Annotated in this window: 28 protein-coding genes and 1 tRNA gene; 19 read left to right on the forward strand and 10 right to left on the reverse strand. The window is 72.4% G+C overall.

Translation table 11 applies throughout. The features are described from left to right. Positions 1-10: 10 nt before the first annotated feature. Positions 11-1,294, reverse strand: coding sequence for a nicotinate phosphoribosyltransferase (locus tag ACGFI7_RS05625; RefSeq protein ID WP_393399618.1), 1,284 nt, complete (start codon positions 1,292-1,294; stop codon positions 11-13). Between the two features lie 40 nt (positions 1,295-1,334). Between ACGFI7_RS05625 and clpS the strand changes: the two genes are divergently transcribed. The 5 genes from clpS (at position 1,335) to ACGFI7_RS05650 (ending at position 3,962) form a co-directional block, all read left to right on the forward strand. Continuing rightward, positions 1,335-1,634 carry an ATP-dependent Clp protease adapter ClpS gene (gene clpS / locus ACGFI7_RS05630; RefSeq protein WP_378525232.1) on the forward strand — a complete coding sequence of 100 codons (300 nt, stop codon included), beginning with the start codon at positions 1,335-1,337 and terminating at the stop codon, positions 1,632-1,634. Positions 1,635-1,644: 10 nt separating this feature from the next. Next, on the forward strand, positions 1,645-2,169 hold the full coding sequence (locus ACGFI7_RS05635; RefSeq protein ID WP_393399492.1) for a DUF2017 domain-containing protein: 525 nt from the start codon (positions 1,645-1,647) through the stop codon (positions 2,167-2,169). A 10-nt stretch (positions 2,170-2,179) separates the two neighbouring features. Then, positions 2,180-2,581 carry a Mov34/MPN/PAD-1 family protein gene (locus tag ACGFI7_RS05640; protein WP_393399494.1) on the forward strand — a complete coding sequence of 134 codons (402 nt, stop codon included), beginning with the start codon at positions 2,180-2,182 and terminating at the stop codon, positions 2,579-2,581. 159 nt (positions 2,582-2,740) lie between these two features. Beyond that, positions 2,741-3,013 (forward strand): MoaD/ThiS family protein, encoded by a 273-nt coding sequence (locus tag ACGFI7_RS05645; protein ID WP_393399496.1) that lies wholly within the window; start codon positions 2,741-2,743, stop codon positions 3,011-3,013. Position 3,014: 1 nt separating this feature from the next. After that, positions 3,015-3,962 carry a PLP-dependent cysteine synthase family protein gene (locus ACGFI7_RS05650; RefSeq protein WP_393399498.1) on the forward strand — a complete coding sequence of 316 codons (948 nt, stop codon included), beginning with the start codon at positions 3,015-3,017 and terminating at the stop codon, positions 3,960-3,962. A gap of 136 nt (positions 3,963-4,098) precedes the next feature. Here the strand turns inward: ACGFI7_RS05650 and ACGFI7_RS05655 are convergent, their stop codons facing one another. Both ACGFI7_RS05655 and ACGFI7_RS05660 read right to left on the reverse strand, forming a co-directional pair. Further along, entirely contained in the window at positions 4,099-5,847 is a 1,749-nt protein-coding gene (locus ACGFI7_RS05655; RefSeq protein WP_393399500.1) for a DUF3352 domain-containing protein, read from the reverse strand. Positions 5,848-6,029: 182 nt separating this feature from the next. Next, positions 6,030-6,356, reverse strand: a complete 327-nt coding sequence (locus ACGFI7_RS05660; RefSeq protein WP_393399502.1) for a hypothetical protein — start codon at positions 6,354-6,356, stop codon at positions 6,030-6,032. A 109-nt stretch (positions 6,357-6,465) separates the two neighbouring features. Here ACGFI7_RS05660 and ACGFI7_RS05665 point away from each other — a divergent pair, with 109 nt between their 5' ends. From ACGFI7_RS05665 to ACGFI7_RS05700, 8 genes are all read left to right on the forward strand, one after another. Continuing rightward, positions 6,466-7,257, forward strand: coding sequence for a thioesterase family protein (locus ACGFI7_RS05665; protein ID WP_393399504.1), 792 nt, complete (start codon positions 6,466-6,468; stop codon positions 7,255-7,257). Between the two features lie 92 nt (positions 7,258-7,349). Beyond that, positions 7,350-8,216, forward strand: a complete 867-nt coding sequence (gene murI, locus ACGFI7_RS05670; protein WP_393399506.1) for a glutamate racemase — start codon at positions 7,350-7,352, stop codon at positions 8,214-8,216. Beyond that, the gene (locus tag ACGFI7_RS05675) at positions 8,170-8,922 is read left to right on the forward strand and encodes an MBL fold metallo-hydrolase (RefSeq protein WP_393399508.1); all 753 of its coding nucleotides are present in this window, start codon (positions 8,170-8,172) and stop codon (positions 8,920-8,922) included. Before murI ends, ACGFI7_RS05675 begins: the two co-directional genes overlap by 47 nt. Before the next feature lie 44 nt (positions 8,923-8,966). Continuing rightward, positions 8,967-9,686: a ribonuclease PH gene (gene rph, locus ACGFI7_RS05680; RefSeq protein WP_393399510.1), complete on the forward strand. Its 720-nt coding sequence runs from the start codon at positions 8,967-8,969 to the stop codon at positions 9,684-9,686. Further along, the gene (gene rdgB, locus ACGFI7_RS05685; RefSeq protein ID WP_393399512.1) at positions 9,683-10,273 is read left to right on the forward strand and encodes an RdgB/HAM1 family non-canonical purine NTP pyrophosphatase; all 591 of its coding nucleotides are present in this window, start codon (positions 9,683-9,685) and stop codon (positions 10,271-10,273) included. The genes rph and rdgB overlap by 4 nt, the downstream gene beginning before the upstream one ends. Positions 10,274-10,320: 47 nt before the next feature. Continuing rightward, the gene (locus ACGFI7_RS05690; RefSeq protein ID WP_393399514.1) at positions 10,321-11,946 is read left to right on the forward strand and encodes a molybdopterin-dependent oxidoreductase; all 1,626 of its coding nucleotides are present in this window, start codon (positions 10,321-10,323) and stop codon (positions 11,944-11,946) included. A gap of 1,151 nt (positions 11,947-13,097) precedes the next feature. After that, positions 13,098-14,015, forward strand: a complete 918-nt coding sequence (locus ACGFI7_RS05695) for a toxin glutamine deamidase domain-containing protein (protein WP_393399517.1) — start codon at positions 13,098-13,100, stop codon at positions 14,013-14,015. Continuing rightward, positions 14,012-14,281: a hypothetical protein gene (locus ACGFI7_RS05700; protein WP_393399520.1), complete on the forward strand. Its 270-nt coding sequence runs from the start codon at positions 14,012-14,014 to the stop codon at positions 14,279-14,281. The genes ACGFI7_RS05695 and ACGFI7_RS05700 overlap by 4 nt, the downstream gene beginning before the upstream one ends. Before the next feature lie 127 nt (positions 14,282-14,408). Here ACGFI7_RS05700 and ACGFI7_RS05705 read toward each other — a convergent pair whose 3' ends face one another. From ACGFI7_RS05705 to ACGFI7_RS05720, 4 genes are all read right to left on the reverse strand, one after another. Further along, positions 14,409-16,889, reverse strand: coding sequence for an ABC transporter permease (locus tag ACGFI7_RS05705; RefSeq protein WP_393399523.1), 2,481 nt, complete (start codon positions 16,887-16,889; stop codon positions 14,409-14,411). A gap of 1 nt (position 16,890) precedes the next feature. Then, positions 16,891-17,643 (reverse strand): ABC transporter ATP-binding protein, encoded by a 753-nt coding sequence (locus tag ACGFI7_RS05710; RefSeq protein ID WP_393399526.1) that lies wholly within the window; start codon positions 17,641-17,643, stop codon positions 16,891-16,893. 108 nt (positions 17,644-17,751) lie between these two features. Continuing rightward, entirely contained in the window at positions 17,752-18,390 is a 639-nt protein-coding gene (locus tag ACGFI7_RS05715; RefSeq protein WP_393399620.1) for a response regulator, read from the reverse strand. Between the two features lie 40 nt (positions 18,391-18,430). Continuing rightward, complete coding sequence (locus ACGFI7_RS05720) at positions 18,431-19,606, reverse strand: sensor histidine kinase (protein WP_393399529.1); 1,176 nt, start codon at positions 19,604-19,606, stop codon at positions 18,431-18,433. Positions 19,607-19,752: 146 nt separating this feature from the next. On the opposite strand from ACGFI7_RS05720, the gene ACGFI7_RS05725 reads away from it, so the two are divergent. Genes ACGFI7_RS05725 through ACGFI7_RS05735 form a run of 3 tightly spaced genes read left to right on the forward strand, consistent with a single transcriptional unit; the run spans position 19,753 to position 22,488 of the window. Then, the gene (locus ACGFI7_RS05725; RefSeq protein ID WP_393399531.1) at positions 19,753-20,205 is read left to right on the forward strand and encodes a hypothetical protein; all 453 of its coding nucleotides are present in this window, start codon (positions 19,753-19,755) and stop codon (positions 20,203-20,205) included. Positions 20,206-20,265: 60 nt separating this feature from the next. Continuing rightward, the gene (locus ACGFI7_RS05730; protein WP_393399533.1) at positions 20,266-21,474 is read left to right on the forward strand and encodes an NAD(P)-dependent oxidoreductase; all 1,209 of its coding nucleotides are present in this window, start codon (positions 20,266-20,268) and stop codon (positions 21,472-21,474) included. Positions 21,475-21,507: 33 nt separating this feature from the next. Continuing rightward, positions 21,508-22,488, forward strand: a complete 981-nt coding sequence (locus ACGFI7_RS05735) for an HNH endonuclease (protein WP_393399536.1) — start codon at positions 21,508-21,510, stop codon at positions 22,486-22,488. Positions 22,489-22,492: 4 nt separating this feature from the next. On the opposite strand, the gene ACGFI7_RS05740 is transcribed toward ACGFI7_RS05735, so the two are convergent. Together ACGFI7_RS05740 and bcp are read right to left on the reverse strand one after the other, a co-directional pair. Next, positions 22,493-22,575, reverse strand: a tRNA-Leu gene (locus ACGFI7_RS05740). 82 nt (positions 22,576-22,657) lie between these two features. Then, positions 22,658-23,131, reverse strand: coding sequence for a thioredoxin-dependent thiol peroxidase (gene bcp / locus ACGFI7_RS05745; protein WP_393399537.1), 474 nt, complete (start codon positions 23,129-23,131; stop codon positions 22,658-22,660). Positions 23,132-23,242: 111 nt separating this feature from the next. On the opposite strand from bcp, the gene ACGFI7_RS05750 reads away from it, so the two are divergent. Then, a complete protein-coding gene (locus tag ACGFI7_RS05750) occupies positions 23,243-23,572 on the forward strand; it encodes a DUF3618 domain-containing protein (protein WP_393399540.1) in 330 nt (109 codons plus the stop codon). 5 nt (positions 23,573-23,577) lie between these two features. On the opposite strand, the gene ACGFI7_RS05755 is transcribed toward ACGFI7_RS05750, so the two are convergent. After that, on the reverse strand, positions 23,578-24,768 hold the full coding sequence (locus ACGFI7_RS05755) for an amino acid deaminase/aldolase (protein ID WP_393399542.1): 1,191 nt from the start codon (positions 24,766-24,768) through the stop codon (positions 23,578-23,580). Positions 24,769-24,906: 138 nt separating this feature from the next. Between ACGFI7_RS05755 and ACGFI7_RS05760 the strand changes: the two genes are divergently transcribed. After that, on the forward strand, positions 24,907-25,506 hold the full coding sequence (locus tag ACGFI7_RS05760) for a DUF6286 domain-containing protein (RefSeq protein ID WP_393399545.1): 600 nt from the start codon (positions 24,907-24,909) through the stop codon (positions 25,504-25,506). A 142-nt stretch (positions 25,507-25,648) separates the two neighbouring features. Further along, positions 25,649-26,158 carry a hypothetical protein gene (locus ACGFI7_RS05765; RefSeq protein ID WP_393399546.1) on the forward strand — a complete coding sequence of 170 codons (510 nt, stop codon included), beginning with the start codon at positions 25,649-25,651 and terminating at the stop codon, positions 26,156-26,158. Positions 26,159-26,320: the final 162 nt, after the last annotated feature.

Genomic DNA, 26,320 nt, shown 5'->3' on the forward strand with positions numbered 1-26,320 from the left:
CCACGATACGTCAGGCGAACTCGGTCGGGATCGCCGCGTACCCCCGGGCGAGGTGGAGCGCGTCCTGCGGCAGCCGGCCGAGGGACTCGGCGTGCCGCGCCCGCGCCTCGGAGAGCGGCTCGCGGCCGACGATCTCGCCCTCGCGGACCAGCTCCGTCAGCAGCGGCACGCTGCCCTCCGGCACTCCCCAGGACGTGCTGACCAGCTCCGTCTCGTAGTGGCCCGACTCGTCGAGCACGCGGTAGGCGTGCTTGAGCCCGCCCCGCGACGGCTTGCCCACCGACCGCTTGGCGACCGGCTCCAGCTTGCCGGTCCTGGTCTCGCGGGCCACCAGCTTGTAGACCAGCGCGGCGGTGGGCACGCCCGAGCCGGTCACCAGGGAGGTGCCGACGCCGTAGCCGTCGACGGGGGCGGCGGCCAGCGCGGCGATCGCGTACTCGTCCAGGTCGGAGGTGACCAGGATGCGGGTGTGGAAGGCGCCGAGGGCGTCGAGCTGCTCGCGGACCTCCTGGGCGGCGGCGGCGAGGTCGCCGGAGTCGATGCGGACCGCGCCCAGCTTGTCGCCGGCCAGTTCGACGGCGGTGCGCACGGCCTCGGGCACGTCGTAGGTGTCGACGAGGAGCGTGGTGCCGGGGCCGAGGGAGGCGATCTGGGCCTCGAACGCGGCCCGCTCGGAGTCGTGCAGGAGGGTGAAGGCGTGCGCGGCCGTGCCGGCCGTGGGGATCCCGTACAGCCGCCCGGCCTGGAGGTTGGAGGTGGAGGCGAACCCGGCGAGGTAGGCGGCTCTGGCGGCGGCCACGGCGGCCTGCTCGTGGGTGCGGCGCGAGCCCATCTCGATGATCGGCCGTTTGCCGGCCGCGTTCACCATCCGGGAGGCGGCGGAGGCGATCGCGCAGTCGTGGTTCAGCACCGAGAGGATGAGGGTCTCGAGCAGCACGGCCTCGGCGAACGTGCCCTCGACGATCATGATGGGGGAGGCGGGGAAGTAGACGTCGCCCTCGCGGTAGCCGTGGATGCTGCCGGAGAACCGGTAGTCGGCGAGGAAGGCCAGGGTCGCCTCGTCGACCGCGTTGCGCTCTCGGAGAAAAGTGAGTTCGTCTGCACCGAACCGGAAGTGTTCCAGTTCGTCGAGGACACGTCCGGTCCCGGCGACCACCCCGTAGCGGCGCCCCCCTGGCAGGTGGCGCGCGAACACCTCGAAAACCGCCCGCCGGTGCGCCGCCCCGCTCCGCAAGGCCGCCTGGAGCATTGTCAGCTCATAGTGATCTGTGAGCAACGCCGTGCTCATGGTCATCGTCACGAGTCGAAGACTACGGCCCACATAGGGCAGACTCATGGATGTGGGTAGCACCGCTCCAATCACCGTCGAGCGTCCTTCGCAGGACGTCCGGCCCGATCTGCCGTGGGTGACGATCGTCTGGAACGACCCGGTCAACCTCATGTCCTACGTGACCTACGTCTTCCAGACCGTCTTCGGCTACACCCGGGAGAAGGCCGAGAAGCTGATGATGGACGTTCACCACAAGGGCAAGGCCGTCGTGTCCAGCGGCACCCGCGAGGAGATGGAACGCGACGTGCAGATCCTCCACTCCTACGGCCTGTGGGCGACGGTCCAGCCGGATTCGGTCAAGTGAGGCGGCGCCGGTGAGCTCGGGGTTCTCTTCCGGACGCGGCGGCGTCGTCGTCGCGAGGTTCGAGGCCGCGGAGGTCTCGATCCTGCGTTCGCTCGTCTCGATGGTGCTCGGGCTGGTCTCGCCCGGCGAGACCAGCGACGACCCGCTGGAGCGGGCGCTGGGCATCGGCGACGGCGAGGCGCCGTCCGACCCGGTGCTGGCCCGGCTGTTCCCCTCGGCCTACGAGGACGAGAAGGAGTCGACGGAGTTCCGCCGCTACACCGAGGCGACGCTCCGCGACGGCAAGCGCTCCGACGCCCAGACCCTGCTCGACACCGCCGTGCCCGGCCGCGTGGAGCTCAGCCCCGAGCAGGCGCAGGCGTGGATGCGCGCGCTCAACGACGTGCGGCTCACGCTCGGCACCCGCCTGGAGGTGACCGAGGAGATCCACGAGGAGCTCGAGTCGATGTCCGAGGACGACCCGCGCTATCCGGCGTTCGTCACCTACGACTGGCTCACCTACCTGCAAGACAGCCTGGTTCGCGCGCTCTGGTAACTTCCGCAGCATGCTGACCATCTCGCAGGAACTCGTGGACAAGATCGTCGCCCATGCCCGGGCCGACCACCCCGACGAGGCGTGCGGCGTGATCGCGGGGCGTGACGGGGTGCCGGAGCGGTTCATCCCGATGGAGAACGCCGAGCGTTCGCCCACGTTCTACCGGTTCGACTCGATGGAGCAGTTCCGCGTCTGGCGTGAGATGGACGACCGTGACGAGGAACCGGTGGTGATCTACCACTCCCACACCGCCACCGAGGCGTACCCGTCGCGGACTGACGTCTCGTACGCGTCCGAGCCGAACGCCCACTACGTCCTGGTGTCGACCAGGGACGAGAACGAGATCGAGTTCCGCTCCTACCGCATCGTGGACGGTGAAATCTCGGAGGAAGAGGTAAGGTTCGTCCCATGATGGGCGGGCCTGTGCAGAGTTTTCTCTTCGCGCACACTCCTGCCGTCCTCCTGTACGACTGTCGTCGCCGCTGACCAGGAAACCCGAGCAGGAATCCCCAGCCAGCCGTCGGCGTTGCATGCCGATGGGACGACGACCAGATCGAGGAGACTGACAGCGATGGCCATCGAGGTCCGCATTCCGACCATCCTGCGTAACTACACCGACGGCGCCAAGGCCGTCAGCGCCGAGGGCGCCACCCTGGACGAGCTGATCGCCAACCTGGAGTCCCGCCACCCCGGCATCAAGGACCGCCTCGTCGACGACAACGGCCTGCGCCGGTTCGTCAACGTCTACCTGAACGACGAGGACGTGCGCTTCCTCGGCGGACTCGGCACCGCGGTCTCCGACGGCGACACGGTGACCGTCCTCCCGGCCGTCGCCGGCGGGTGACATGCGGTTCGACTCGCTGACCGACTCGGTCGGCCGGACGCCCATGGTGGGGCTGCCGCGGCTCTCCCCGTCCCCGGACGTGCGCGTCTGGGCCAAGCTGGAGGACCGCAACCCCACCGGCTCCGTCAAGGACCGCCCAGCCCTGTGGATGGTCGAGCAGGCGGAGAAGGACGGCCTGCTCACCCCCGGCTGCACGATCCTGGAGCCGACGAGCGGCAACACCGGCATCTCGCTGGCCATGGCGGCCAAGCTCAAGGGCTACCGGCTGGTGTGCGTCATGCCGGAGAACACCTCCGAGGAGCGCCGCCAGCTGCTGCGCATGTGGGGCGCGGAGATCATCTCCTCGCCCGCCGCGGGCGGCTCCAACGAGGCCGTGCGGGTGGCCAAGGGCCTGGCCGAGTCCCACCCCGACTGGGTCATGCTCTACCAGTACGGCAACCCCGCCAACTGGCGCTCCCACTACGAGACGACCGGGCCGGAGATCCTCGAGGACCTGCCCACCGTGACCCACTTCGTGGCGGGCCTGGGCACCACGGGGACCCTCATGGGCGTCGGCCGCTTCCTCCGCGAGCGCGTCCCCGACGTGCAGATCGTGGCCGCCGAGCCGCGCTACGGCGAGCTGGTGTACGGGCTGCGCAACGTGGACGAGGGGTTCATCCCCGAGCTGTACGACGAGTCGGTGCTGACCACGCGGTTCTCCGTCGGCTCGGCCGACGCGCTGCGCCGCACCCGCGAGCTGCTGTCGTCGGAGGGCATCTTCGCCGGCGTGTCCACCGGCGCCGCCCTGCACGCCGCGCTGGGCGTCGCGGCCAAGGCCGTCAAGGCGGGCGTGCGGGCCGACGTGGTGTTCGTGGTCGCCGACGGCGGCTGGAAGTACCTCTCGACCGGCGCGTACGAAGGCACGCTCGACGAGGCCGAGCAGCGGCTGGAAGGCCAGCTCTGGGCCTGAGCGCGCGGAAGGGGCGGCCGGCGCGCGCCGGCCGCCCCTTCGCGTCCCATCAGTCGAACGGTCCCGTCAGTTGAACAGCCCTTGTCAGGTGAACGGTCCCGTCAGTTGAACAGCCCTTGTCAGGTGAACGGTCCCGTCAGTTGAACAGCAGCCGCAGGGAGAACGTCACTTCCGTGTCGGTCTGCTTGCCGCTGAGACCGACGGCCCGCAGCACCTGCACGTTCGCCTTCTCCTCGCCCTGGAGGTTCGACAGGTAGAGCTTCTCCACCTTGTCCAGGTCGACGAACAGGCCGTACGTGGCCTCGCCCGCGTCCGGGATGGCGGTCTGGAAGGTCTCGCTCTCACCGAGCGTGCCCTCCTCGGAGAGCTTCTTGGCGTACTCGTCGGTGGTCGCCACGGTGAACACGCCGTCGCCGGCCACCTTGGCGATCTGCACCTGCTGGCCCTGGGCGGTCAGGGCCTGCTGCACCCGGTCCAGGATGGCCTGGGCCTTGGCTGGGTCGGTGGCGATCCGCACGCCGGCCTTGAACTGCTGGGTGTCGAGGCCCTCGCTGTCGACCGCGAGGGTCAGGTTCTGGCCCAGCATGGTGGCCAGGTCGTCGGGCATCTTGAGCCCGAACTGGGTCTGCGCCTGCTGCAGGAACGACTGGAACTCGGGGGAGGCCGCCGCCGACTTCTGGAGTTCGGCCCACTGCTTGGTGACGACCTTGTCCATGCCGGAGATCGAGAACGCGCCCGCGGTCGAGCCGGGCAGCGAGGCCAGGTTGGCGACGGGCACGTCCTCGCCGGCGGTCAGGTTCTCGCCGCCGCGCAGCTGGCCGGCCAGCTCCACGTACGCGCCGTCGAACCGCAGCGCGCCGGTGAACCGGGCGTTCTTGACCTGCTCGACCACCTTCTTCTGCTCGGCGGTCAGGGCGTCGCCGGACAGCTCGGTGAGCTTGCCCATGTGCGCCCAGAACGACAGCACGCCCTGCTCGCCGATCGCGCTCAGGTCGTCGCCGAACTCGGCGTTGTCGGCCAGCGTGGTCTCCGCCTTGGCGTACTTGTCGGCGAGCTCCTGGGTCTGCGTGACGATCGCGTAGTCCTCGCGGAAGGCCACGCCGTACTTGCTCTTCCCCATGAGCTTGGCGATGCCGGCCTTGGCGGCCTCCTCGTCCTTGACCTGGACCGCCATGGCGACGTCGGGCTCCTCGCCGCCGCCGGGCAGCACGCCGAACCCGACCCGGCTCCCGAGCCACGGGTCGATGTCCTTGGCGAAGTCGACGTCCTTGAGGTCGTTCTCGTTCTCCTTGAGCGAGTCGAAGAACGCCTTGCGCGGGTCGTCGCCCTGGAACGTGTCCTTGGTGGCGGTGAACTTCTGCGCGATCTGGAACAGGGCCACCTTCTGGTTGGCGGCGGGGTCGAGGTCGAGCCGGGCGTAGGCGATGGTGTCGGCGGGCAGCACGTCGTGCGGCTGCGTGCCGCCGCCGCCCAGGAACGACCCGACTGCCCAGGCGCCGCCGCCGAACAGCACCACGGCGACGGCCGCCGCGATGGCGATCACCCAGCCCTTGCGGCCCTTGCTCGGCGGCTCGCCGCCTCCCGGGCCCTGACCCTGCCAGCCCAGCTGCTCCTGCGCCCCGTAGCCCTGCTGCTGGCCGTATCCCTGCTGCTGTCCGTACTGGGCCTGCCCGTACTGCGGCTGGCCGTACTGCTGCTGGCCGTACTGCTGTTGCTGCTGCTGGCCGTACTGCTGCTGGTCGTAGCCGGGCTGGCCGCCGTAAGGGGTCTGCTGACCAGAGCTGGTCTGCCCGTACTGCTGCTGCTGACCGTACTGGGGCTGCTGGCCGTACGGGGCCTGCTGCTGGTACGGCTGCTGCGGCGGGTACGGCTGGCCGTGAGACATCGGCGTGGTCGGCGGGTTATCGGGCTGGTCCTGATTCCACCGATACGCTGTCGTACGGTCAGGATCCTGCCCAGGAGGGGGATTATTCGCAGACATCACTCAACTCACAGTGTGGACATTTGAAACACAGAGAAAGTAGCTGATGTTGCTAGACCGCCGCTTGCAATGTGCTGAAGTGTGCTTCAGGCCCGGCTGAGCTCCCGGCGCAGCGCCCCGAGATGCACTTCTCCGCCGCCGTACTCCTGGACGGCGGTCCACGGCACGAACGTGCATCCCGCGTAGACCATCCGGCTCGCCATCCGCGCCATCCAGGGCGCCCGCCCCGGCCGGTCGCGGGTGAGGCCGAGCAGCAGGGGAGCGCGGCGGGCCGAGACCACCAGCCCGTAGACCGTGTTGGCCTGGCGCAGCTCGCCCCTGTTCTTGATCACGCGGATGTCGACGACGTGGCCGACCCAGATCCCGTTGGCGTCCCAGACGGACTGCCCGATGAGTTCGGTGACGCTTGCCATGATCGAACCGTCTCAAGGTCATCACGTTTTCGCAGGTAGGCGCGCTGATGTCGGGATGCCGTACAGTATGACGTACTAGAATATAGTTCCGTATTTGAGGCAGGACCGGATGACCAAGTTCGACGAGGCCACGCAGGCGATCCGGGTCGACGAGACCACCTACGACGTCTGTCTCGACACCGGCTACCAGATCGGCGGCCCGCTCAACGGCGGCTACCTGATGGCGGTGATCCTGCGGGCGGTGGTCGACGAGTCGCCGTTCGCGCACCCGGTGAGCACCAGCGCGCAGTTCCTCAAGGCGCCCGTGCCCGGACCGGCGACGGTGCGGGTGGAGCGGATCAAGAGCGGCAGGACCGCCGCGTTCTCCCGCGCGACCCTCGTCCAGGACGGCGTCGCGCAGATCGAGACCTTGGTCACCACCGCCACGCTGACGAACGCCGACCCCGTCTACGCCGCCGGACCCGAGCACGTCCTGCCGCCCGTCGAGGAGTGCGTCAAGCTGCCCGACCCCAAACCCGAGTCGGGCATGAACATGAACGCCCAGGTGGAGCTGGTATTCGACCCGCCCACCATCGGCTGGCTCACCGGCGCGTCCACCGGCAGGCCCGAGTCGCGCGCCTACTTCCGGATGGCCGAACCGCAGGACCCCGACCCGTTCGTGCTGGCCGTGGCCGTGGACGCGCTGCCGCCCGTGGTGTTCTCCGCGGGCCTGCGCGGCTGGGCCCCCACCGTCGAGCTGACCTGGCACCTGCGCGCGCTGCCCGCCCCCGGCTGGCTCACCGTGGTGGCCGGCGGCCGGCTCATCGCCGACGGATGGTTCGACGAGGAGGCCGAGGTGTGGGACTCGACGGGCCGCCTGGTCGCCCAGTCGCGCCAGCTGGCACGAGTGGGGCGCGGGTGACGCGCGCGCTCTGAAACGGTTCCGGGGGTGACACGCGCGCTGTGAGCATTCTTACGCAGTGAAGACAACGCAGGTCGCCTACGCTCTGAAGGGTGCCGGACGCGAGCATTGGGATCTTCGACAGCGGAGTCGGCGGCCTGACGGTCGCCCGGGCGATCATCGACCAGCTCCCCCACGAGTCCATCACCTACGTGGCCGACACGGCCCGCCAGCCGTACGGGCCCAAACGCATCGCCGAGGTGCGGGCCTACGCCCTGGAGGTGATGGACCACCTCGTCGGCGACGGCGTCAAGATGCTCGTGATCGCCTGCAACAGCGCCAGCGCCGCCGTGCTCCGCGACGCCCGCGAGCGCTACGACGTGCCCGTCGTCGAGGTGATCCAGCCCGCCACCCGGCGGGCGGTGCGCGCCACGCGCAACGGCAGGGTCGGCGTGATCGCCACCCGGGCCACGATCGAGTCGATGGCCTACCACGACGCCTTCACCGCCGCTCCCGACGTACGACTCACCGGCGTGGCCGCCCCGCGCCTGGTGCAGTACGTCGAACGCGGCGAGACGATGAGCGAGCAGCTCATCGAGGCCGTCACCGGCTACCTGGAGCCCATCCAGGAGGCCGGATGCGACACGCTCATCCTCGGCTGCACCCACTACCCGCTGCTCACCGGCGCGATCTCCTACGTCGCGGGCGACGGGGTCACGCTGGTGTCCAGCGCGGACGAGACGGCCAAGGACGTCTACCGCGTCCTGCACGACCGCGGCCTGGCGGCCGGCAGCGAGGCCACCCCCCGGCACCGCTTCCGCGCCACCGGCGACTCCACGCTCTTCGCCCGGCTCGGACGCCGCTTCCTGGGCCCGGAGATCGACGCGGTCGAAGTCGCTCCTGTGGGGGGTACCACCGTCAAGGGAGGCCCGCATGAAAGTGACCATCATCGGCTGTTCGGGAAGCTTTCCAGGCCCTGACAGCCCCGCGTCCTGCTACCTCGTCGAGGCGGAGGGCTTCCGGCTGCTGCTCGACTTCGGCAGCGGGGCCCTGGGGGTGCTCCAGCGGCACATCGGCCTGTACGACGTCGACGCGGTCTGCCTGTCCCACCTGCACGCCGACCACTGCCTCGACCTGTGCGGCTACCACGTGGCACGCACCTACGGCCCCGGCGCCCCCTACCCCCGGGTGCCCGTCCACGCGCCCGCCGACGCGCCGCGCCGGCTCGCCGCCGCCTACGGCATGCCGGACGAGCCGGGCCTGGAGACCGCCTTCGACTTCGCCGGGCTCGCCCCCGGCACGATCGAGGTCGGCCCGTTCACGCTGACCTCGGCCCACGTCAACCATCCTGTGGAGGCGTACGGGTTCCGCGTCGAGCACGCCGGGCGCAGCGTCGTCTACTCCGGCGACACCGGCGAGTGCGCCGAGCTCGTCAAGCTGGCCGCCGACGCCGACCTGCTGCTGTGCGAGGCGTCGCTGCTGGACAAGCCCGACCTGCCCACCGGGCTCCACCTGTCCGGACGCCAGGCGGCCGAGCACGGCGCCAAGGCCGGGGTGGGGCGGCTCGTGCTCACCCACCTCGTCCCGTGGCATTCCCAGGGCGCCGTGCTGGACGACGCCACCAGGGGAGGCTTCACCGGGCCGATCGAACTGGCCCGCAGCGGCGCCGTCTACGACCTGGGATGAGCCGCGGGTCCTGAGGCGCGCGACGCGGAGATAGGGTGATCTGCATGTCGCGACAGGATGGCCGAAACCCCGACCAGCTCCGCCCCGTCACCATCACCAGAAACTGGCTCTCCCACGCGGAAGGGTCCGTGCTGGTGGAGTTCGGCCAGACGCGCGTGCTGTGCGCCGCGTCCGTCCAGGACAGCGTGCCGCGCTGGCGGCGCGGCAGCGGCGAGGGCTGGGTGACGGGCGAGTACGCGATGCTCCCGCGCGCCACCAACACCCGCAACGACCGCGAGTCCGTACGCGGCAAGATCGGCGGCCGCACCCACGAGATCTCCCGGCTGATCGGCCGCTCGCTGCGCGCCTGCGTCGACTACAAGGCCCTGGGCGAAAACTCGATCCTGCTCGACTGCGACGTGCTGCAGGCCGACGGCGGCACCCGCACCGCCGCCATCACCGGCGCCTACGTCGCGCTCGCCGACGCGATCGCCTGGATGCGCGAGCGCAAGATGTGCCCCGGCGACCCGCTCATCGGCTCGGTGTCCGCGGTCTCCGTGGGCGTCGTCGGCTCGGTCCCCCTGCTCGACCTCTGCTACGTCGAGGACGTCGCCGCCGAGACCGACATGAACGTCGTCATGACCGGCGAGGGCAGCTTCGTCGAGGTCCAGGGCACCGCCGAGGGCGCGCCGTTCGACCGCGAGGTGCTCGACCGGCTGCTCGACCTCGCCGTCTCCGGATGCGAGGAGCTCACCCTGATCCAGCAGGAGGCGCTGTCCGCATGAGGATCCTGCTCGCCACCCGCAACACCGGGAAGATCGCCGAGCTGCGGCGCATCCTCACCGGGTTCGACGTCGTGGGGCTCGAGGAGTTCCCCGAGATCGGCGACGTGGCCGAGACCGGCGTCACCTTCGAGGACAACGCCCTGCTCAAGGCCCACGAGGTGGCCAGGCAGTCGGGCCTGCCCTCGGTGGCCGACGACTCCGGGCTCTGCGTCGACGTGCTCAACGGCATGCCCGGCGTCTTCTCCGCCCGCTGGTCCGGCCGGCACGGCGACGACCGGGCCAACCTCGACCTGGTGCTCGCCCAGCTGTCCGACGTGCCCGACGACAAGCTCACCGCCCACTTCACCTGCGTGGCCGCGCTCGCGCTGCCCTCCGGCGAGTCCAGGGTGGCCGAGGGCGTGCTGCCCGGAAAGCTGATCCGCACCCCGCGCGGCTCCGGCGGCTTCGGCTACGACCCGATCTTCGTGCCCGACGGCGACACCCGCACCACCGCCGAGATGACCGCCGAAGAGAAGGACGCCATCAGCCACCGTGGCCGCGCCTTCCGCCTCCTCGCGCCGGTCGTCCGCGAACTGCTCGCCCCGTAACCACCGCGTAAGAACCCGCGAGCGCGGGGCGGCGTAGCGTCAGAGGTGTGCAGAGGAATGTGGCCGCGCCCGCCTGGGCGGGCGCGCTGGCAGGCATCGTGGCGGGCGCCGTGGCGCTCGGCGTCGCGCAGCTCGGCGCGGGGCTGGTCGGGGCCGGGTCGTTCCCGGTCGTGGCCGTGGGCGACTGGGTGGTCGACCTGTCGCCGGCGCCGCTGAAGGAGTTCGCGATCCGGACGTTCGGCGAGAACGACAAGAACGTCCTCGTCGGCGGCGTGCTCGTGGTGCTCACCCTGATCGCCGCCGGCATCGGCGTGGCCGCCCGGCGCCGCCCGGTCCACGGGACGGCAGGGCTCGCGCTCTTCGGCGTCGTCGGCGTGGCGGCGGTGCTCACCAGGCCCGGCGCCGGGTTCGCCGACGCGCTGCCGACCCTGGCGGGGGTGGCGGCCGGGGTATGGACCCTGTCCTGGCTCCTCCGTCGCGCCACCCCGGCTGAGGACGCCGGGCCCGAGGACGCCGGATTCGGGGACGCCAGATCCGGGGGCGCTGTTTCCGACGACGGGACGATCGAGCGGCCCGCGGTCATGCGGGCGCCCGGGGTGCCGTACGCGTTCGACCGGAGGCGGCTGATCACCGGGGCCGCCGGTGGCGTGGTGGCCGCCGGGGCCGCCACCTTCCTGGGCCGTGCGCTCACCGGGGCCCGCGCCGTCGACGCGGCCCGGGTCGACGTGACCATCCCCGCCGCCGCCCGCCCGGCCGCGCCGCTCCCCGCCGGGGCCGACCTCAAGATCAACGGGCTGTCCCCGTTCGTCACCCCGAACGCCGACTTCTACCGCGTCGACACCGCGCTCATCGTCCCCCAGGTCGACCCCCGGGCCTGGACCCTGCGCGTGCACGGCCTCGTCGACCGGCCGATCGAGATCACGTACGACGACCTGCTCAGGCGCCCGCTCACCGAGGCCGACATCACCCTCACCTGCGTCTCCAACGAGGTCGGCGGTCCTTACGTGGGCAACGCGCGCTGGCTCGGCGCGCGGATGGCCGACGTGCTGCGCGAGGCCGGGCTCCGTCCCGAGGCCGACATGCTGTTGTCCACCTCCGACGACGGCTTCACCTGCGGCACCCCGCTGGACGTGATCATGGACGGCAGGGACGCCCTGTTCGCCGTGGCCATGAACGGTGAGGCGCTCCCGGTGGACCACGGCTTCCCGGTGCGGCAGGTGGTGCCGGGGTTGTACGGGTACGTCTCGGCCACCAAGTGGGTGGTGGACGTCAAGGTGACCAGGTTCGACACCGACGAGGCGTACTGGACCCCACGCGGCTGGGCGGCCAAGGGGCCCATCAAGACGCAGTCCCGCATCGACGTCCCCCGGGCCGGGGCGAAGGTGGCGGCGGGCCCCACCACGATCGCCGGCGTCGCCTGGGCCCAGCACACCGGCGTCGACGCCGTGGAGGTGCGGGTCGACCGGGGCGCCTGGCGGCAGGCCAGGCTCGCCCAGGTGCCCGGACCCGACACCTGGCGGCAGTGGGCGCTCGACTGGGACGCCACGCCGGGCGACCACACGATCGAGGTACGGGCCACGGACGCGGCCGGGCGCACCCAGACCGACCAGCTCGCTCCGGTGGCCCCCGACGGCGCCACCGGCTGGCACACGATCGACGTCCGCGTCTCCTGACCACGGCTCGATCGCCCGCCCTTGGGGGTGTTTGCCCTGGTAGGGCGCCTAGTCCTGGCCGAGAATCTTCCTGACTTTCGCCCCTCCGTCACGGTGCACGCCCCTACGATCGGTCGTCGAGCACTGACAGGAGGCAGGACGTGTCCCGCGACCGCAAGTCCAGCGTCCGGTGGGTCCTACCCGAGGGGCAGTACAACCCCGTGGTCGCCGATGGGGTGCGGTGGCTCGACTACGAAGACGCCACCACCCCCGGCCCGCCCGACTCCGATCCGACCGACCCCAACCCATCCGACACCGTCCCCGGCCAGGCAGGGCCCCAAGGCCCCTGGCCGCCGGACCCGATCACAGACCACCCCGTCGGACCGGCGGGCTGGAATCCCGATGCCCGGGGCGCCGGCGCTCCGGCGGGGCCGAGTGCCGACCCGCGTAGCTCTGGCGGCCCGGCGGGGTGGGACCCCGGCGCCCGACACGATGGCACTCCGCTGGGCTCTTTTGGCTCGGCGGGATGGGACGCGGGTGCCCGAGACGACGGCACCTCGCGGAACTCTGATGGCTCGGCGAGCTGGAGTCCCGGTGCCCGAGCCGATGGCGCTCCGGCGGGGCCGAGCTCCGACCGGGGCCAGGCGGGGTGGGACCCCGGTGCCCGGGGTGACGGCGAGCCGGCCGGGTGGTCGCCCGGGTCCTGGCCCTTCGGTGCTCCGGCGCGGAACGGCGTCACGTCTCCCGGCGTTCCGGAGAGCCGGGAAGGCGATGGGCACGCCGCCCCGCCTCCACGGGACGGCCAGGTCACCGGGAGCTCGACCCGATGGGGCGATCTGGGCCCCGAAGGTCCGCCCATCGGAGGTCCCGTCCGGCGGAACCCGGCGGGCGAGCCCGGCCGGCCGTCACCACGCGGCGAGCACTGGACCGGCCCGAACAACGACACGACACCCGGCACGGACGCCCGGGACGAATCCCCGACGGCCAACACCTACAAACCCGGCCCCCGAGCAGCAGCGGGGCCCGCCCAGGGCACGGGGTCGAACGGCGCGGCGGGGTACGCGGGCGGCCCGCAGGGAACTCCGGGGGCCACCGCCTACGGACTCGGGCCCGCCACCCGAGGAGAGGCGGGGTCCGCGCAGAGCGCAAACCCGAGCGGCGCCGCGAGGGCCGTGCAGGGGGTCGAGGGGCCCGGCGGTGAGGGTGACCCGTGGGGGAGCGGCGGGCTCGGGGTGCTGGGTGCTCTGGGGCTGACCGCCGGCACCTCCGGTCCCGGGTGGCCGGGGAACGCGACTCCTGACGGGACGGAGGACGACGGGGCAAGGCCCCATGAGCCGTGGGATCGGCATGCCTCCGGCCCCGTCGGCTTCCCCCTGGGCAAGCGCCAGGAGACCACGCCGCTCGCGCAGGCCGACCGGTCGTCGGACCGTTCCGGCGCGGACGCGGGCGTCAGGCGGGGGGTCGCTGAGTACGACTGGTTCGACTGGCCGCACCGGCCGCCGCCGCTCGCCGAGAGCAGGTCGTACGGGACGCCTGGCGGGCTGGCCCGGCCGGACCCGCAGGTGGAGCAGGACCTGGCGATGGCGGTGGAGCCGGGCACGAGGTTCCCCGACCCGCGCGGCACCTGGGTGCGGCTGATCAACGGCGGCGGCCCCGCCGACGACCCGTTCCGGGCCTCGAACGCCGCCGACTGCGCGCTGGCCGTGCTGTCCACCTGGCACGGGGAGCCCGCCGCCGCCGCGCCGAGGACGCCCGAGTACGACGCGATCGGCCGGCCCCGGCTCACCGGCGAGACGGGGAGCACCGCACGCATGGAACGCTGGGCGGGCCAGCGCTTCCAGTACGCCGGGCAAGGACGGCACGCGTACCCGATGCTGGCCCACCGCCTGCGCGAGGCCGGGCACGGCGCGTCCGCGATCATCGTGGTCCGCTGGCCGGCCGGGGGGTCGCACGCCTGGAACGCGGTCAACTATCAGGACGAGGTGATCTGGATCGACGCCCAGCGGGGCCACATGGCCGTCGAACCCCTCTACACCACGGTGACCGGGGTGTTCTGCGTCATCCTCGACAGGCAGGGGCAGCCGCGATGAACCTCGACCAGGCCAGGGCGGTGGCGGAGGAGTACTTCAACGGGGTGCGCCCGGAGGCGGAGGCGCTGCCGGTGGGGATCTACGGGTTCGGCGACGGGTTCGTGGCGTGGGCGCGGGAGCCGGAGCCCGACGATCCGGCCCGGCTCCCGGACACGGTCGGCGGCGGCTGCATCGTGATCGACAAGTCCTCGGGCGAGGTGGTCGCCCGGCCGCTCCTGGATCCGGAGTCGGTCGCCGACCTCTGGCCGGGACGCCATCCTCGCTGAGAGCCGAGAAGGGCCGGGCGTCGCCCCCATGGACGCCCGGCCTCGGGCACGCCGGGTGAAGGCTCGGCGTGCGGCAGGGTTACCTCTATCCGGATTTAGGCACGTATAACTGATTTATCCGGATTCTTCAGCCCGCGGCCAGCGACTCCACGATCGACGTCCTGGCCGCGCGCCGGCCCGGCAGCACCGCGGCCACCACGCCCGCCACCCCCGAAAGCACCACGAACAGCCCGATCTGCCACGGCGTCACGGTGAACACCGCCCCTTCCAGCATCGCGCGCATCGCCGCCCAGCCGAACACCAGGCCGAGCGCCACCCCGACCACCGCGCCGATCAGCCCGAGCACCAGCGCCTCGATCGACAGCATCCGCCGCAGCTGCGGCCGGGTCAGCCCGAGCGCCCGCAGCAACGCCGACTCCGCGGTGCGTTCGTGCACCGAAAGGGAGAGCGTGTTGGCGATGCCGAGCAGCGAGATGAGGATCGACAGCCCGAGCAGCCCGGTGACGATCATCAACAGCATGTCGAGCGTCTCGTCGAACTCCCCGCGTACCTCGGTCGAGCTCTCCACCTGAACCGTCGGGTGCGCGGCCGCAGCCGCCTCCACGACGGCCCGCGCCCGCTCGGGGGCCACGCCGTCGGCGGCGTCGACCAGCACCCGGCTGTCGGGCACGGCGCCGAACAGCTCGTCGAACTGCCCCGGGGCCACGGCCAGCGTCGGCAGCGGCGAATCCTCGTCGACGACCGCCACCACTGTCAGCGGCACCGCCTCGGCCCCCTTGCCGACCCGTACCGTGTCGCCGACCCCCACGCGCAGGTCAGCGGCGGCGTCCGCGGCCACCGCCATCTGTCCCGGGGCCAGCTCGGGCAGCGCGCCGGAGACCAGCTTCGGGCTGATCGGACCCTCGTACGTGCCGACCCGGACGCGGATGTCGCCCACCACGGAGGCGGTGTCGCGGACCCGCAGCACGGCGGCCAGCTCCGGCCGGTCCTTCAGCTCCTCGCCGACCGACCGCGGGATGCCGCCCTCACGGCCCTGCGGGACGAGCAGGTAGTCGATGGGGAACTGCTCGTCCAGCTTCTCCGTGACCGTCGTCCGGGTGGACGCGGTGACCACCGAGATCAGCGTCATCAACGTGACGCCGATGGTCAGCGCCACCGTCGTGGTCGCCGCCCGCCCGGGGTTGCGGCCCGCGTTGTCCACCGCCAGCCGCCCCGGCACCCCGAACAGCCTGGCGGGGATCCACCCGAGCACCGCGCTCAACGGCCTGACCAGCACCGGCCCCAGGATCAGCACGCCCAGGAAGGTCAGCACGCCGCCCGCCATCACCACGAGCAGCGAGACCTGGCCTGGATCCAGCATCAGCGCCCCGGCGGCCCCCGCGCCCAGCCCCGCCGGCAGCAGGAGCGCGGCGGAGATCACCCGCGGCGCGCCGGCGCGGAACGCCGGCTCCTCCACCCGCGTGCGCAGCGCCGCCACCGGCGCGACCCGGGTGGCGGTCCGCGCGGGCAGCACCGCCGCGCCGAGCGTGACGGCCAGGCCCACGCCCAGACCGACGGCCACCGTCGCCGGCGACAGCGCGAGCGCCGCCTCGGTCGGCAGCGGCGCGTCGAGCGCGCCCAGCACCGCCAGCGCGAGCGCGGCCAGCCCGTACCCGGCCGCGAGCCCCGCCGCCGACGCCACCAGGGCCACCACGGCCGACTCGATCAGCACCGAGCCGAACACCTGCCCCCGCGTCGCCCCGATGCAGCGCAGCAGCGCCATCTCGCGGGTGCGCTGCGCCACGAGGATGGCGAAGGTGTTGTAGATGACCAGCCCGGCCACGAACATCGACACCACGCCGAACATGAGCAGCCCGACCGTGAGCGTGCGCATCTCCAGCCCGGCCTGCCGGGCCAGGTCGGCGGCCAGTTCGTCGCCGGTCAGCACCTTGAGCCCGCTCGCGGCCGCCGCCACGGCCGGCTTGAGCGCCGCCGGGTCGTCGCCGGCGACGTCGATCTCCGCGAAGCCCTCGACACCGGTCATCAGCCGCGCCGTGCCCGGGGTGAACCCGACCGCGCCGGTGTACGCGAGCTCCTGGTCCAGGCCCGGATCCATGAGCCCGACCAGCTTGAACACGTGCGCGCGCCCCCGGCTGTCGAGCACCCTGATCGAGTCGCCGGCCTTGAAGCCCTCGGCCCTGGCCGTGTTCTCGTCGAGCACCGCGGCCCGGTCGTCGGAACCGGGGCCGGTGCCGCTGACGATCGAGGTACGGTCCAGCGCCCCGGAGACGATCGACACGGCCATGGTCGGCACCCCGCCGACCGCCTTGCCGTCCTTGCCCAGCAGCGGCGCGCTCGCCCGTACCAGGCCCTGGGCCTCGCGCACGCCGGGCACCGCCCGCACCCGATCCAGCACCTCCGGCCGGATCCGCCCCTCCGGGCCCTCGGGCAGGACGGCGACCGCGACCTTGCCGGCGTCGGCCGTCACCCGCTCGGCGAACCCGGCCTGGACGGTGTCGTTCAACACGAACGTGCCCGCGATGAACGCCACCCCCAGCATGATCGCCAGAGACGTGAGCAGCAGCCGGAGCCGGTGCGCGCGCAGCCCGGCGCGAGCCGTCTTCAGCACCTCACGCCTCCAGCTTCATCAGCGTGTCCAGCACCGTCTGCGGCGTCGGCGCGGACAGCTCGTCCACCAGCCGGCCGTCACGCAGGAACACCACCCGGTCGGCGTACGAGGCCGCCGTCGGGTCATGCGTCACCATGACGATCGTCTGCCCCAGCTCACGTACGGACGTGCGCAGGAACGACAGCACCTCAGCGCCGCTGCGCGAGTCGAGGTTGCCCGTCGGCTCGTCCGCGAAGATCACCCGCGGCTCGCTGATCAGCGCCCTGGCCACCGCCACCCGCTGCTGCTGACCCCCGGACAGCTCCGCCGGCCGATGCCCGAGCCGGTCACGCAGGCCCACCGTGTCGATCACCCGGTCGTACAGAGCCTGGTCCGGCTTGCGGCCGGCGATCTGCAGCGGCAGCAGGATGTTCTCCTCGGCCGTCAGCGTGGGCAGCAGGTTGAATGCCTGGAAGACGAAGCCGATGCGCTCCCTGCGCAGCAGCGTGAGCTGCTTGTCGCCGAGCCCGGTCAGCTCCACGTCGCCGACGTGCACGGTGCCGGAGGTGGCTGTGTCCAGCCCGGCCAGGCAGTGCATCAGCGTGGACTTGCCCGAGCCCGACGGGCCCATGATGGCGGTGAAGGCGCCGGTGGCGAACGCCACGTCCACCTCGCGCAGCGCGTGCACCCGGGCGTCGCCCGCGCCGTACACCTTGGTCAGGGCCTGGGCCACCACGGCCGGAGTGGCATGGCGCCGGGTCTCCGTGAAAGTCACGTTCACTCCTCGTCAGGGACTCACGAACGCGACTCACGCTAGGGCCGGAAATCTCCGCATCCCTGGGCCCTGAGGAGGGACTTCTCCTACGCCTTCAGATGACCCCCATCAGCCGTTCAGCCGATGCGACGGCACGATCAGGCCCGCCTCGTACGCGTACACCACCACCTGCGCCCGGTCCCGCAGCCCCAGCTTGGCCAGCACCCGCCCCAGATGCGTCTTGACCGTCGCCTCCGCCACCTCAAGCTCGGCCGCGATCTCCAGGTTGGCCCGGCCCCGCGCCACCATGAGCAGCACCTCGCGCTCGCGCGGCGTCAGCTCCGCCGTCGCGGCCGGCGGCTCCGACGGCAGGTGGACGGCGAACCGGTCGAGCATCCGCTTCAGCGTGCGCGGCGACACCACCGCGTCACCGGCGTGCACCGACCGGATCGCGCTCACCAGCTCGGCCGGGGGCACGTCCTTCAGCAGGAACCCCGAGGCGCCCGCCTTGACGGCCGCGAACGCGTACTCGTCCAGGTCGAACGTCGTCAGGATGAGCACCTTCGGCCCATGGATGTGACCGATCGCCTCCACGCCGTCCATGCGCGGCATGCGCACGTCCATGAGCACCACGTCCACCTCGACGGACCGCAGCAGCTCCACCGCCCGCACCCCGTCGCCCGCCTCGGCCACCACCTCGATGTCGGGCTGCGCGCCCAGCACCATCCGGAACCCGGCCCGCAGCAGCTCCTGGTCGTCGACCAGCATCACCCGGATCGCCCGGTCCGCCCCATCCACCCGAACCTCCCTAAGCCGCCTTGACCCGCGGCACCGGCAGCCTGGCCAGCACCTCGAACCCGCCACCCGGCCGCGGCCCCGCCGTGACCCGCCCGCCGTACATGCCGACCCGCTCCCGCATCCCCACCAGCCCGTGGCCGCCGGAGGCGAGCGGGGCCGCGGCGCCCCGGCCGTCGTCGGTCACCCGCACCACCAGCTCCGGGCCACGGCACTGGAGCTCCACCAGGGCACGCGCCCGCGGGCCGCCGTGCTTGAGCGCGTTCGTCAGCGCCTCCTGCACGATGCGGTAGACCGCGAGCTGCACGCCCTCCGGCAGCTCGCCCGGAGCGCCGGTCACCCGCAGCCGCGCCGGCACACCCGCCCCGCGCACCAGATCCTCCAGCTGCGCCAGGCCCGGCTGCGGCGTGTAGTCGGTGTCGCCCGCGCCCTCCTCCTCGCGGAGCACGCCCACCAGCCTGCGCATCTCCGCCAGCGCCTCCCTGCCGGTACGGGAGATCGTCCGCATCGCCAGCCGGGCCTGCTCCGGGTCGGAGTCGATCGCGTACCCCGCCCCGTCGGCCTGCACCACCATGACGCTCACATGGTGGGCCACCACGTCGTGCAACTCCCTGGCGATCCGCGTCCGCTCGGCCGCGGCGGCCATCCTGGCCCGCTGGTCACGTTCCTGCTCGGCCCGCCTGGCCCGCTCCTCCAGCCCCTCCAGGTAGCGCCGGCGGGTGCTCGCGTACAGCCCCGCCAGCCAGACGGTCACCACGAGGATCGAACCGGTCGTGAACATGCCCGGCGTCGGCGTGTCCCACCGCACCAGCGCCAGGAACACCCCCAGCTCGGCCACCAGCAACGCCGCCAGCGCCCACCGGAACGCCCTTCGCGAGGCCACCGACCAGAGCGCCACCAGCACCGCCAGATTGGCCGGCAGCACGTCCACGCCCGCCACCCACTGGCCGAAGCTCACCAGCGCGACCCCGGCGAACGCCGCCACCGGCCGCCGCCACCACACCAGCAACGGCGCCAGCAGCGCCGCCGTCAGCCCGGCATAGCCCGGCAGGAAACCACCCAGCGCCGAAGGCTCGTGGTAGACGTACGGAACCATCGGCAGCAGACACAGCACCACCAGAGGCGCCACCCGCAGGGCGTCCACCAGCTTCCCTCGGCGCGCCGACCACGCCCTCACCCTGCCGAACACAACCTCACGATACGGACGCCGCACCGTGCCCGGGTCAGCCTTGAGACGGAAGTGCGTGTACGACCCAGGTCTTACACCACGCTTACGGCTCCTGCGGCACTCTTGTATCCGGGAGCGCCCCACGGGGCGAGTAAAGGGAGATCGTGATGGCGGATCATGATCGCGACGCCGGGTCGCGCGGCGGACAAGAACCGCGCGACCCGAGCCGGCGAGAGACCGAGATCCTCAGTTCCGGCCCCTTCCGCGACGGCAGGACCGCCGCCCACCCCACGCCCTACGACGACTACGGGCCAGGCCCGTACGCGGGACCCGGCTGGGATCCGCTGCCCCCGCCGCCCACGCGCTCCGACTTCCACCGCCGCAGGAGCACCCAGATCATCGGCGCCGGCATCGTCGGCCTCGTCGCCGGCGCCTTCATCGGCGGCGGCGCCGTCGCCCTGGCCGGCGACCTCTGGAACCGGCCCGAACCATCGGCCTCCTGGAACCCGCCCCAGCGCGACCAGTACCGCGGCCCCGAACGCCTCAACGGGCGCAGCTGCTACCTGACCGAGGGCCGGATCACCTGTGACCTCGCCCCCGCCCCGACGCACACCGGCTGACCGGGTTCTCCGGCACGGCACACGGGAATGAACCCCGGGCAGTCGAACCCCGGGGACACCATGCCGACACACCAGCCCACCCACCACCACAACCCCACCCCCTCACCCGGCGTACGCGTCACGTCCGGTCCTGTTTCCCAGGCGCCCACCCCACCCGTCGGGTCCGGGGAGCCCGCCGAGACCTCCACGCCACCCACGTCCGGGGAACTTGCCGCTTCCGAGACCCCCACCCCGCCCGCCCAGAAGTCCGCCCCCGGCGAACCCGTCGGGTCCGGGGAGCCCGCCGAGACCTCCACGCCACCCACGTCCGGGGAACTTGCCGCTTCCGAGACCCCCACTCCACTAGCCGAGGCCACCTCGCGCGGGCCGATCGTCGCTCTCGTGCCCTCCCCGCACGGGGTCGAGGCGCTGGCGGCCGTGGACGGGGTCACCCCGCTGCTGTACGACGTGCGCGCCGCACCACCGGAAGGCGCCGAGGCGGCCGAGGTCATGGTGATCCCCTCCCGCCCGGTGGACCGCGTCCTCGCCCTCATCGACCGGCTCCCCGCGCTCCGCCTTGTGCAGACCCTCAGCGCCGGCACCGACACCTGGACCGGCCGCCTGCCCGCGCACGTCACCCTGTCGAACGCGCGCGGCGCCCACGGCCCCGCCGTCGCCGAGTGGGCCGCCGCCACCCTGCTGGCCGTCGCCCGCGACCTGCCCGCCTTCGCCGCCGACCAGGCCGCCGCCCGCTGGAACCCGCACGTCGCCGAGTCGCTCTGGGACCGGCGCGTGCTCATCCTCGGCGCCGGCGACCTCGGCACGCAGCTCCGCGCCCGCCTGGAGCCGTTCGGCCCGCGCATCACGATGATGGCCCGCCGAGCCCGCCCCGGCGTCGTCCCCATGTCCGACCTCCCGGAGGTCCTGCCCACCCAGGACGTGGTCGCCCTCATGGTGCCCCTCACCCCCGACACCCACCACCTGGCCGACAAGGACTTCCTCGCCGCCATGAAGGACGGCGCCATCCTCCTCAACGCCGCCCGCGGCCCCGTCGTCGACACCCAGGCCCTGCTCGCCGAGACCCGCACCGGCCGCCTGCGCGCCATCCTCGACGTCACCGACCCCGAACCTCTCCCGCCGGACCACCCCCTCTGGCACGCCCCGGGCGTCCTCATCACCCCGCACGTGGCCGGCGACGTCCCCCAGTCCGACACCCGCGCCTGGCAGGTGGCGGCCGACCAGATAGCCCAGTACGCCCGAGGAGAACAACCGGCCAACACCGTCACCTGATCGTTTGTCGGTCGCCGTCACTACGCTTCCCCCATGTCGAACGGCGGGATCGACCCCGAAGAGCTGGCTCTGTGCGTCCGCCGGGCCCGGTCCGTCACCGAGGTGCTCGCGTTGCTCGGCCGACGCGACTCCGGCGGCGGCAGGGCGAGCATGCGCCGGACGATCGACCGGCTCGGGCTCGACACCTCACACTTCCGCCGGACCCCGGCCCACACCTACACGCCCGAAGCACTAGCGGCGGCGGTGGCGGCCTCAGTGAGCGTCTACGGCGTTCTCGACCGCCTGGGCGTGCCGCGCAGCGGTGGCGCCCACGCGCACATCAGCCGGCGCATCAAGGCGGCCGGGCTCGACACCTCTCACTTCGGCGGCGGTCCTCCGGCCCCGCTTCCTGACCTGCCCGATCCGCACGCCCTGGCCGAGGCTGCGGCGGGCGCCACGAGCATGCGGGAGATCCTGCGCCGGCTCGGGCTGCCCGAACGCGGCGCGGTGCGTGACGAGATCCGCCGACGGCTCGGCGCGGCCGGCATCCCGGCGCCCGCCGGTCACCGGCGCCTCGCGCTCAGCGCCGCGGCGGTCAGGGAGGCCGTCGCGGCCAGCCGGTCGGTCGCGGAGGTGATCCGCCGCCTGGGCCTGCCGGTCGACGAGACGAACCGGCGCCGGGTGCTGCGGTGCGTCGGCCGTCACGGCATCGACATCTCCCACTTCACTCGGCGATCAACGCCGCCACCGGCCTCCCGGAGCGATCCTTCGGCTGTCCTGGTGCGCCGTCTGCCGGGCTCGGGGCGCGTCCGCGGCTCCCTGCTCCGCCGCGTGCTCCGCGAGCTCGGGGTGCCGGCGGAGTGCGCACGGTGTGGTACGGGCGAGACGTGGCAGGGCGCCCCGCTGACGCTGGAGGTGGATCACGTGAACGGCGACCCGCTCGACAACCGGCGGGAGAATCTCAGGTTGCTCTGCCCGAACTGTCACACGCAGACGCCGACGTATGCAGGGCGAAATCGCGGTGCGCGGCGATGAGGGGTGCGGGCGGGGGGACTCGAACCCCCACAGTGTCTCCACCAACAGGACCTAAACCTGCCGCGTATGCCATTTCGCCACGCCCGCGCATCCCCGCCGGAGCGGGCTTTCGATATTTTAGCGCTCTGCCAGGCGCCGGAAGCCTCGTTTCCGGCGCCTGGCAGGGGCGTCAGGAAAGCCCGAGTTTCTTTTTCAGGCCGGCGACGTGGCCGGTGGCCTTCACGTTGTAGAGGGCCTGCTCGATCTTGCCGTCGGGGTCGATGACGAAGGTGGAGCGGATGACGCCCATCATCTCCTTCCCGTAGAGCTTCTTCAGCCCGTACGCCCCGTACGCCTGGTGGATCTCCAGCTCCGGGTCCGACAGGAGCGGGAAGGTCAGGGCGTCGCGTTCGGCGAACTTGGCCAGCTTGGCGGGTTTGTCCTTGGAGACGCCCAGGACGACGAACCCCTCGGCGGTGAGCTGGGCGAGGTTGTCGCGGAAGTCGCAGGCCTGTTTGGTGCAGCCGGGGGTCATGGCGGCGGGGTAGAAGTAGAGGATCACCCGCTTGCCGCGATGGTCGGCGAGGGTGACGGTGCCGCCGTCGGCGGTGGGCAGCGTGAACTCGGGCGCGGCGTCGCCGGGCGCGAGCTTGGATTCGGTCATGAGGTCCTCCCGTGGTTCTCCGGAAAACCTACCGGCCGGCCTACCGTGCCGTCCGGGGCGATGACCTGACAGACTGATCGTCACGAGCAGGCGGGAGCCGGAAGGAGAGTCATGGCTGACACCGATCCTGATGAGCTGGAGCGGCGGATCGCGCGGACGCGCGCGGAGTTGGCGCAGACGGTGGACGCCATCGCCGACCGGGTGAGCCCGAAGCGGGTCGCCGAGCGCACGGTGGCGGATGTGAAGAGCAGGGCGGGTCACCTGGTGGCGCAGGTGAGCGACGCGCTGGGCATGTCGCCGCGGCCGGTGGAGCTGGGGCAGGACCCGGAGCGGCTGTGGGACGACGAGCGGCCGGATCTCGCGCCGGTGTTGATCGGGGTGGGCGCGGTGCTGGTGCTGGGGGCGGCCGTGGTGTTGTGGCGGCGGCGCAGGCGGCGGTAGGGGGTTCAGAGGAACGTCATGCCTTCGCCGCGGTAGGTCGGCGCCGTTCCCACGACGGTGTCGCCGTCGACGAGGTGGAGGGTGTCGAAGCGCTCGCACAGCTCGCCGGCCTTGGCGTGCCTGAACCAGACGCGGTCGCCGATGCGCAGGTCCTCCGCGGCCTGGCCGGTGAGAGGAGTCTGCACTTCGCCGGCGCCTTCGTCGGGGCTGTAGCGCAGTCCGGCGGGCAGGTAGGGCTGGGGCACGCGGCCGTGTCCGGCGGGGCCTGAGGCGATGTAGCCGCCGCCGAGCACGGTGACCGTGCCCGGCGCGGGGCGGCGCACGACGGGGAGTGCGAACATCGCGGCGGGGCGGCCGGTGAAGCCGCGGTAGAAGTCGAAGAGCCGGGGGTGGAAGAGGCCGGATCCGGCGGCGACCTCGGTGACGGCCTTCTCGCGTACGGTGCGTTCGATGGAACCGGTGCCGCCGCCGTTGACGAACTCGAGGTCGGCGACCTGGCGGACGGCGTTGACGATGCGGCCGCGGCGCAGCACGAGCTCTCGGGCCGACAGGGTCTGCATGAGGCGTACGGCGCGGCCGTACAGGGCGCTCGGCGGGGCGTCGCCGACGCCCGCGATCTGCGCCTCGTACGCGAGCAGGCCGGTCAGCCGGTAGCCGGGGCGTTTGGCGATGTCGGCGGCGAGTTCGGCGGCCTGGGCGGTGTCGCGGACGGGGGAGCGGAGCGCGCCGGCCCTGAACCGACCGCCGAGGGTGACGAATCCGGCGTCGATGTCGAGGCAGAGTTTGATCTCGTGGCGGGGGCGGACGCCGGCCAGGGCGTGGTCCATGTAGGCGAGGTGTTCGGCGGAGTCGACGGTGACGGTGATCTGCCGGGCGGCGGTGGCGTCGGCGGCGAGTTCGGCGAGGGCCTGACGGTCGGCGGTGGGGTACGCGACGACGATGTCGGTGCAGCCCTGGGAGGCCAGCCAGAGCGCTTCGGGCAGGGTGAACGCCAGCAGGCCCTGGAAGCCGTCGATGGCGAGCACCTGGTCCAGGAGGGGGCGTGACCTGATGGACTTGGTGGCCACCCGGATCGGCTTGCCGGCGGCGCGGCGCACCATGCTCTCGGCGTTGGCGCGCAGCGCGGCCAGGTCGAGGATCGCGAACGGTGGTTCTAGCGAGGCGGTGGCCCGGTCGTAGCGCTGGCGGTCGTCCATACCGGCAGCGTAACGGCATAACCGGCGGATGAACATGAGGGTGATTCGCGTTGATCGCCCGGCCCGTAATGATCGTGCAAACGGGCGGCGGGGACGCGGTCGAGCGGGAGTCTTCCCCGTGTACCTCTGGTGGGTGTGATGACCACGCTGCAGCAGCTCCTGCCCGGCACCGCCGTCGCCGTCCGCGACTCCCCGATCCGCAGGTCCCGGCGGGTGCTCAGACCCGCCCGCACGCCCGCCGCGGTGATCGTGGCCGTGCTGCTGACCGCCGGGCTCGGGCTGGCGGCGGCGGAGATCGTCGCGGGCCTGTGGGGCCGGCGGCTCGGTCTGGTGCCGGTGGACGAGGTCGTCGCGCTGGCGTCCGCGACGTCGTGGGGTGAGCTGGCGGCGCCCGCTCTGGGGGTGGCGTTCGCGGGCGCGGTGCTGATCCTGCTGGCGGTGCTGCCGGGCCGGTGCAGGCTCGTCCCGGTGGAGACCACGGATCCGCTGATCGTCATCGGCATCACCCGTTCAGGTCTGCGCCGTACGCTGCGGGCGGTCGCGCGGCAGGCCGAGGGGGTGGGCCGGGCCAAGGTACGGCTGCGCCGGCGGCGCATCGAGGTCACCGTGGTGACGGGCCCCGAGTCGTCGGGCGCGATGCTCCGGCAGGTGGGCACCGCGGTGGGGGACCGGCTGGCCGGGGTGGGCACGCTCGGCACAGGCGAGGTCGTGGTGCGGCTGCGCAGGAAAGGGCTGTGATGCGGCGGTACGGCGGAACCCGCGCGGCGTGCGGGAGGGGCTGTAGTGCGGCAGTACGGCGGAACCGGCTTGGGGCGCGGGAAGGGGCTGTGATGCGGCGGTACGGCGGAAGTCGCGTCGGGCTGTGCGGGAGGGGGCTGTGATGCGGCAGTACCGGGGCAATCGGGTGGGGCTGGCCGTGGTGGGTGTGGTGTTGCTGGGCGTCGGGGGTTACGCCTGGTTGCGCGGTCAGGGGCATCTCGGCAGGCTGTCGCCGCGGGCCAGGGTGCTGCCGGAGCGCACCGCCGACGCCGTGAGCGGGCATCCGTGGGCGCTGTGGCTGGTGGCGCTGGTGCTGGTGGCGCTCGCGCTGCTGACGCTCCGGTGGCTGCTGCTGAGCCTGGGCTGGGGCCGGTTCGGGGCGCGGTCCGGCACGGGCACGGCGATGCTCTGCGTGGGCCTGAAGGACGTGGACGGCCTGGCGCGGGCGGGGGTGCGGGTGCTGGGCGACCTGAACGGCGCGGCGCGGCTGCGGATCTCGCTGTCCTGCCCGGCGGAGACGGACGTGGGCGCGGTCGTGGGCAAGCTGGACCGGGAGATCGTCGGCCGCATCCGGCGCGAGGTACGCGACGACGAGCTGGGCGCGGTCGTCCGCATCCACGTCCGCCGCTAGACATCGCACTATGTCTCATTAAGTGATGCTTAAGGCCTATTCACGCTGAATTCCCGGCTGTACTTGTTTTTATGCAGTTTGGTGCAGCGGGATGTGATGGCATTTCTCGGTGTGTTCGGTGATGCCATCCTTTTGGCCGGGCATTGGGATAATCTGGGGGAC

This window comes from Nonomuraea sp. NPDC048826 (assembly GCF_043198225.1).
In the GTDB taxonomy this organism is placed as follows: Bacteria; Actinomycetota; Actinomycetes; order Streptosporangiales; family Streptosporangiaceae; genus Nonomuraea.

Coding starts and splice junctions, on each gene's coding strand:
- ACGFI7_RS05675 (WP_393399508.1), top strand. CDS start 8,170: ATGAAAGTGACCATCATCGGCTGTTCGGGAAGCTTTCCAGGCCCTGAC.
- bcp (WP_393399537.1), bottom strand. CDS start 23,131: ATGACCGAATCCAAGCTCGCGCCCGGCGACGCCGCGCCCGAGTTCACG.
- rph (WP_393399510.1), top strand. CDS start 8,967: ATGTCGCGACAGGATGGCCGAAACCCCGACCAGCTCCGCCCCGTCACC.
- ACGFI7_RS05665 (WP_393399504.1), top strand. CDS start 6,466: ATGACCAAGTTCGACGAGGCCACGCAGGCGATCCGGGTCGACGAGACC.
- rdgB (WP_393399512.1), top strand. CDS start 9,683: ATGAGGATCCTGCTCGCCACCCGCAACACCGGGAAGATCGCCGAGCTG.
- ACGFI7_RS05700 (WP_393399520.1), top strand. CDS start 14,012: ATGAACCTCGACCAGGCCAGGGCGGTGGCGGAGGAGTACTTCAACGGG.
- ACGFI7_RS05725 (WP_393399531.1), top strand. CDS start 19,753: ATGGCGGATCATGATCGCGACGCCGGGTCGCGCGGCGGACAAGAACCG.
- ACGFI7_RS05735 (WP_393399536.1), top strand. CDS start 21,508: ATGTCGAACGGCGGGATCGACCCCGAAGAGCTGGCTCTGTGCGTCCGC.
- ACGFI7_RS05715 (WP_393399620.1), bottom strand. CDS start 18,390: ATGCTGGTCGACGACCAGGAGCTGCTGCGGGCCGGGTTCCGGATGGTG.
- ACGFI7_RS05625 (WP_393399618.1), bottom strand. CDS start 1,294: ATGACCATGAGCACGGCGTTGCTCACAGATCACTATGAGCTGACAATG.
- ACGFI7_RS05755 (WP_393399542.1), bottom strand. CDS start 24,768: ATGGACGACCGCCAGCGCTACGACCGGGCCACCGCCTCGCTAGAACCA.
- ACGFI7_RS05640 (WP_393399494.1), top strand. CDS start 2,180: ATGCTGACCATCTCGCAGGAACTCGTGGACAAGATCGTCGCCCATGCC.
- ACGFI7_RS05650 (WP_393399498.1), top strand. CDS start 3,015: ATGCGGTTCGACTCGCTGACCGACTCGGTCGGCCGGACGCCCATGGTG.
- ACGFI7_RS05765 (WP_393399546.1), top strand. CDS start 25,649: ATGCGGCAGTACCGGGGCAATCGGGTGGGGCTGGCCGTGGTGGGTGTG.
- ACGFI7_RS05750 (WP_393399540.1), top strand. CDS start 23,243: ATGGCTGACACCGATCCTGATGAGCTGGAGCGGCGGATCGCGCGGACG.
- ACGFI7_RS05660 (WP_393399502.1), bottom strand. CDS start 6,356: ATGGCAAGCGTCACCGAACTCATCGGGCAGTCCGTCTGGGACGCCAAC.
- ACGFI7_RS05760 (WP_393399545.1), top strand. CDS start 24,907: ATGACCACGCTGCAGCAGCTCCTGCCCGGCACCGCCGTCGCCGTCCGC.
- ACGFI7_RS05655 (WP_393399500.1), bottom strand. CDS start 5,847: ATGTCTCACGGCCAGCCGTACCCGCCGCAGCAGCCGTACCAGCAGCAG.
- clpS (WP_378525232.1), top strand. CDS start 1,335: ATGGATGTGGGTAGCACCGCTCCAATCACCGTCGAGCGTCCTTCGCAG.
- ACGFI7_RS05645 (WP_393399496.1), top strand. CDS start 2,741: ATGGCCATCGAGGTCCGCATTCCGACCATCCTGCGTAACTACACCGAC.
- ACGFI7_RS05730 (WP_393399533.1), top strand. CDS start 20,266: ATGCCGACACACCAGCCCACCCACCACCACAACCCCACCCCCTCACCC.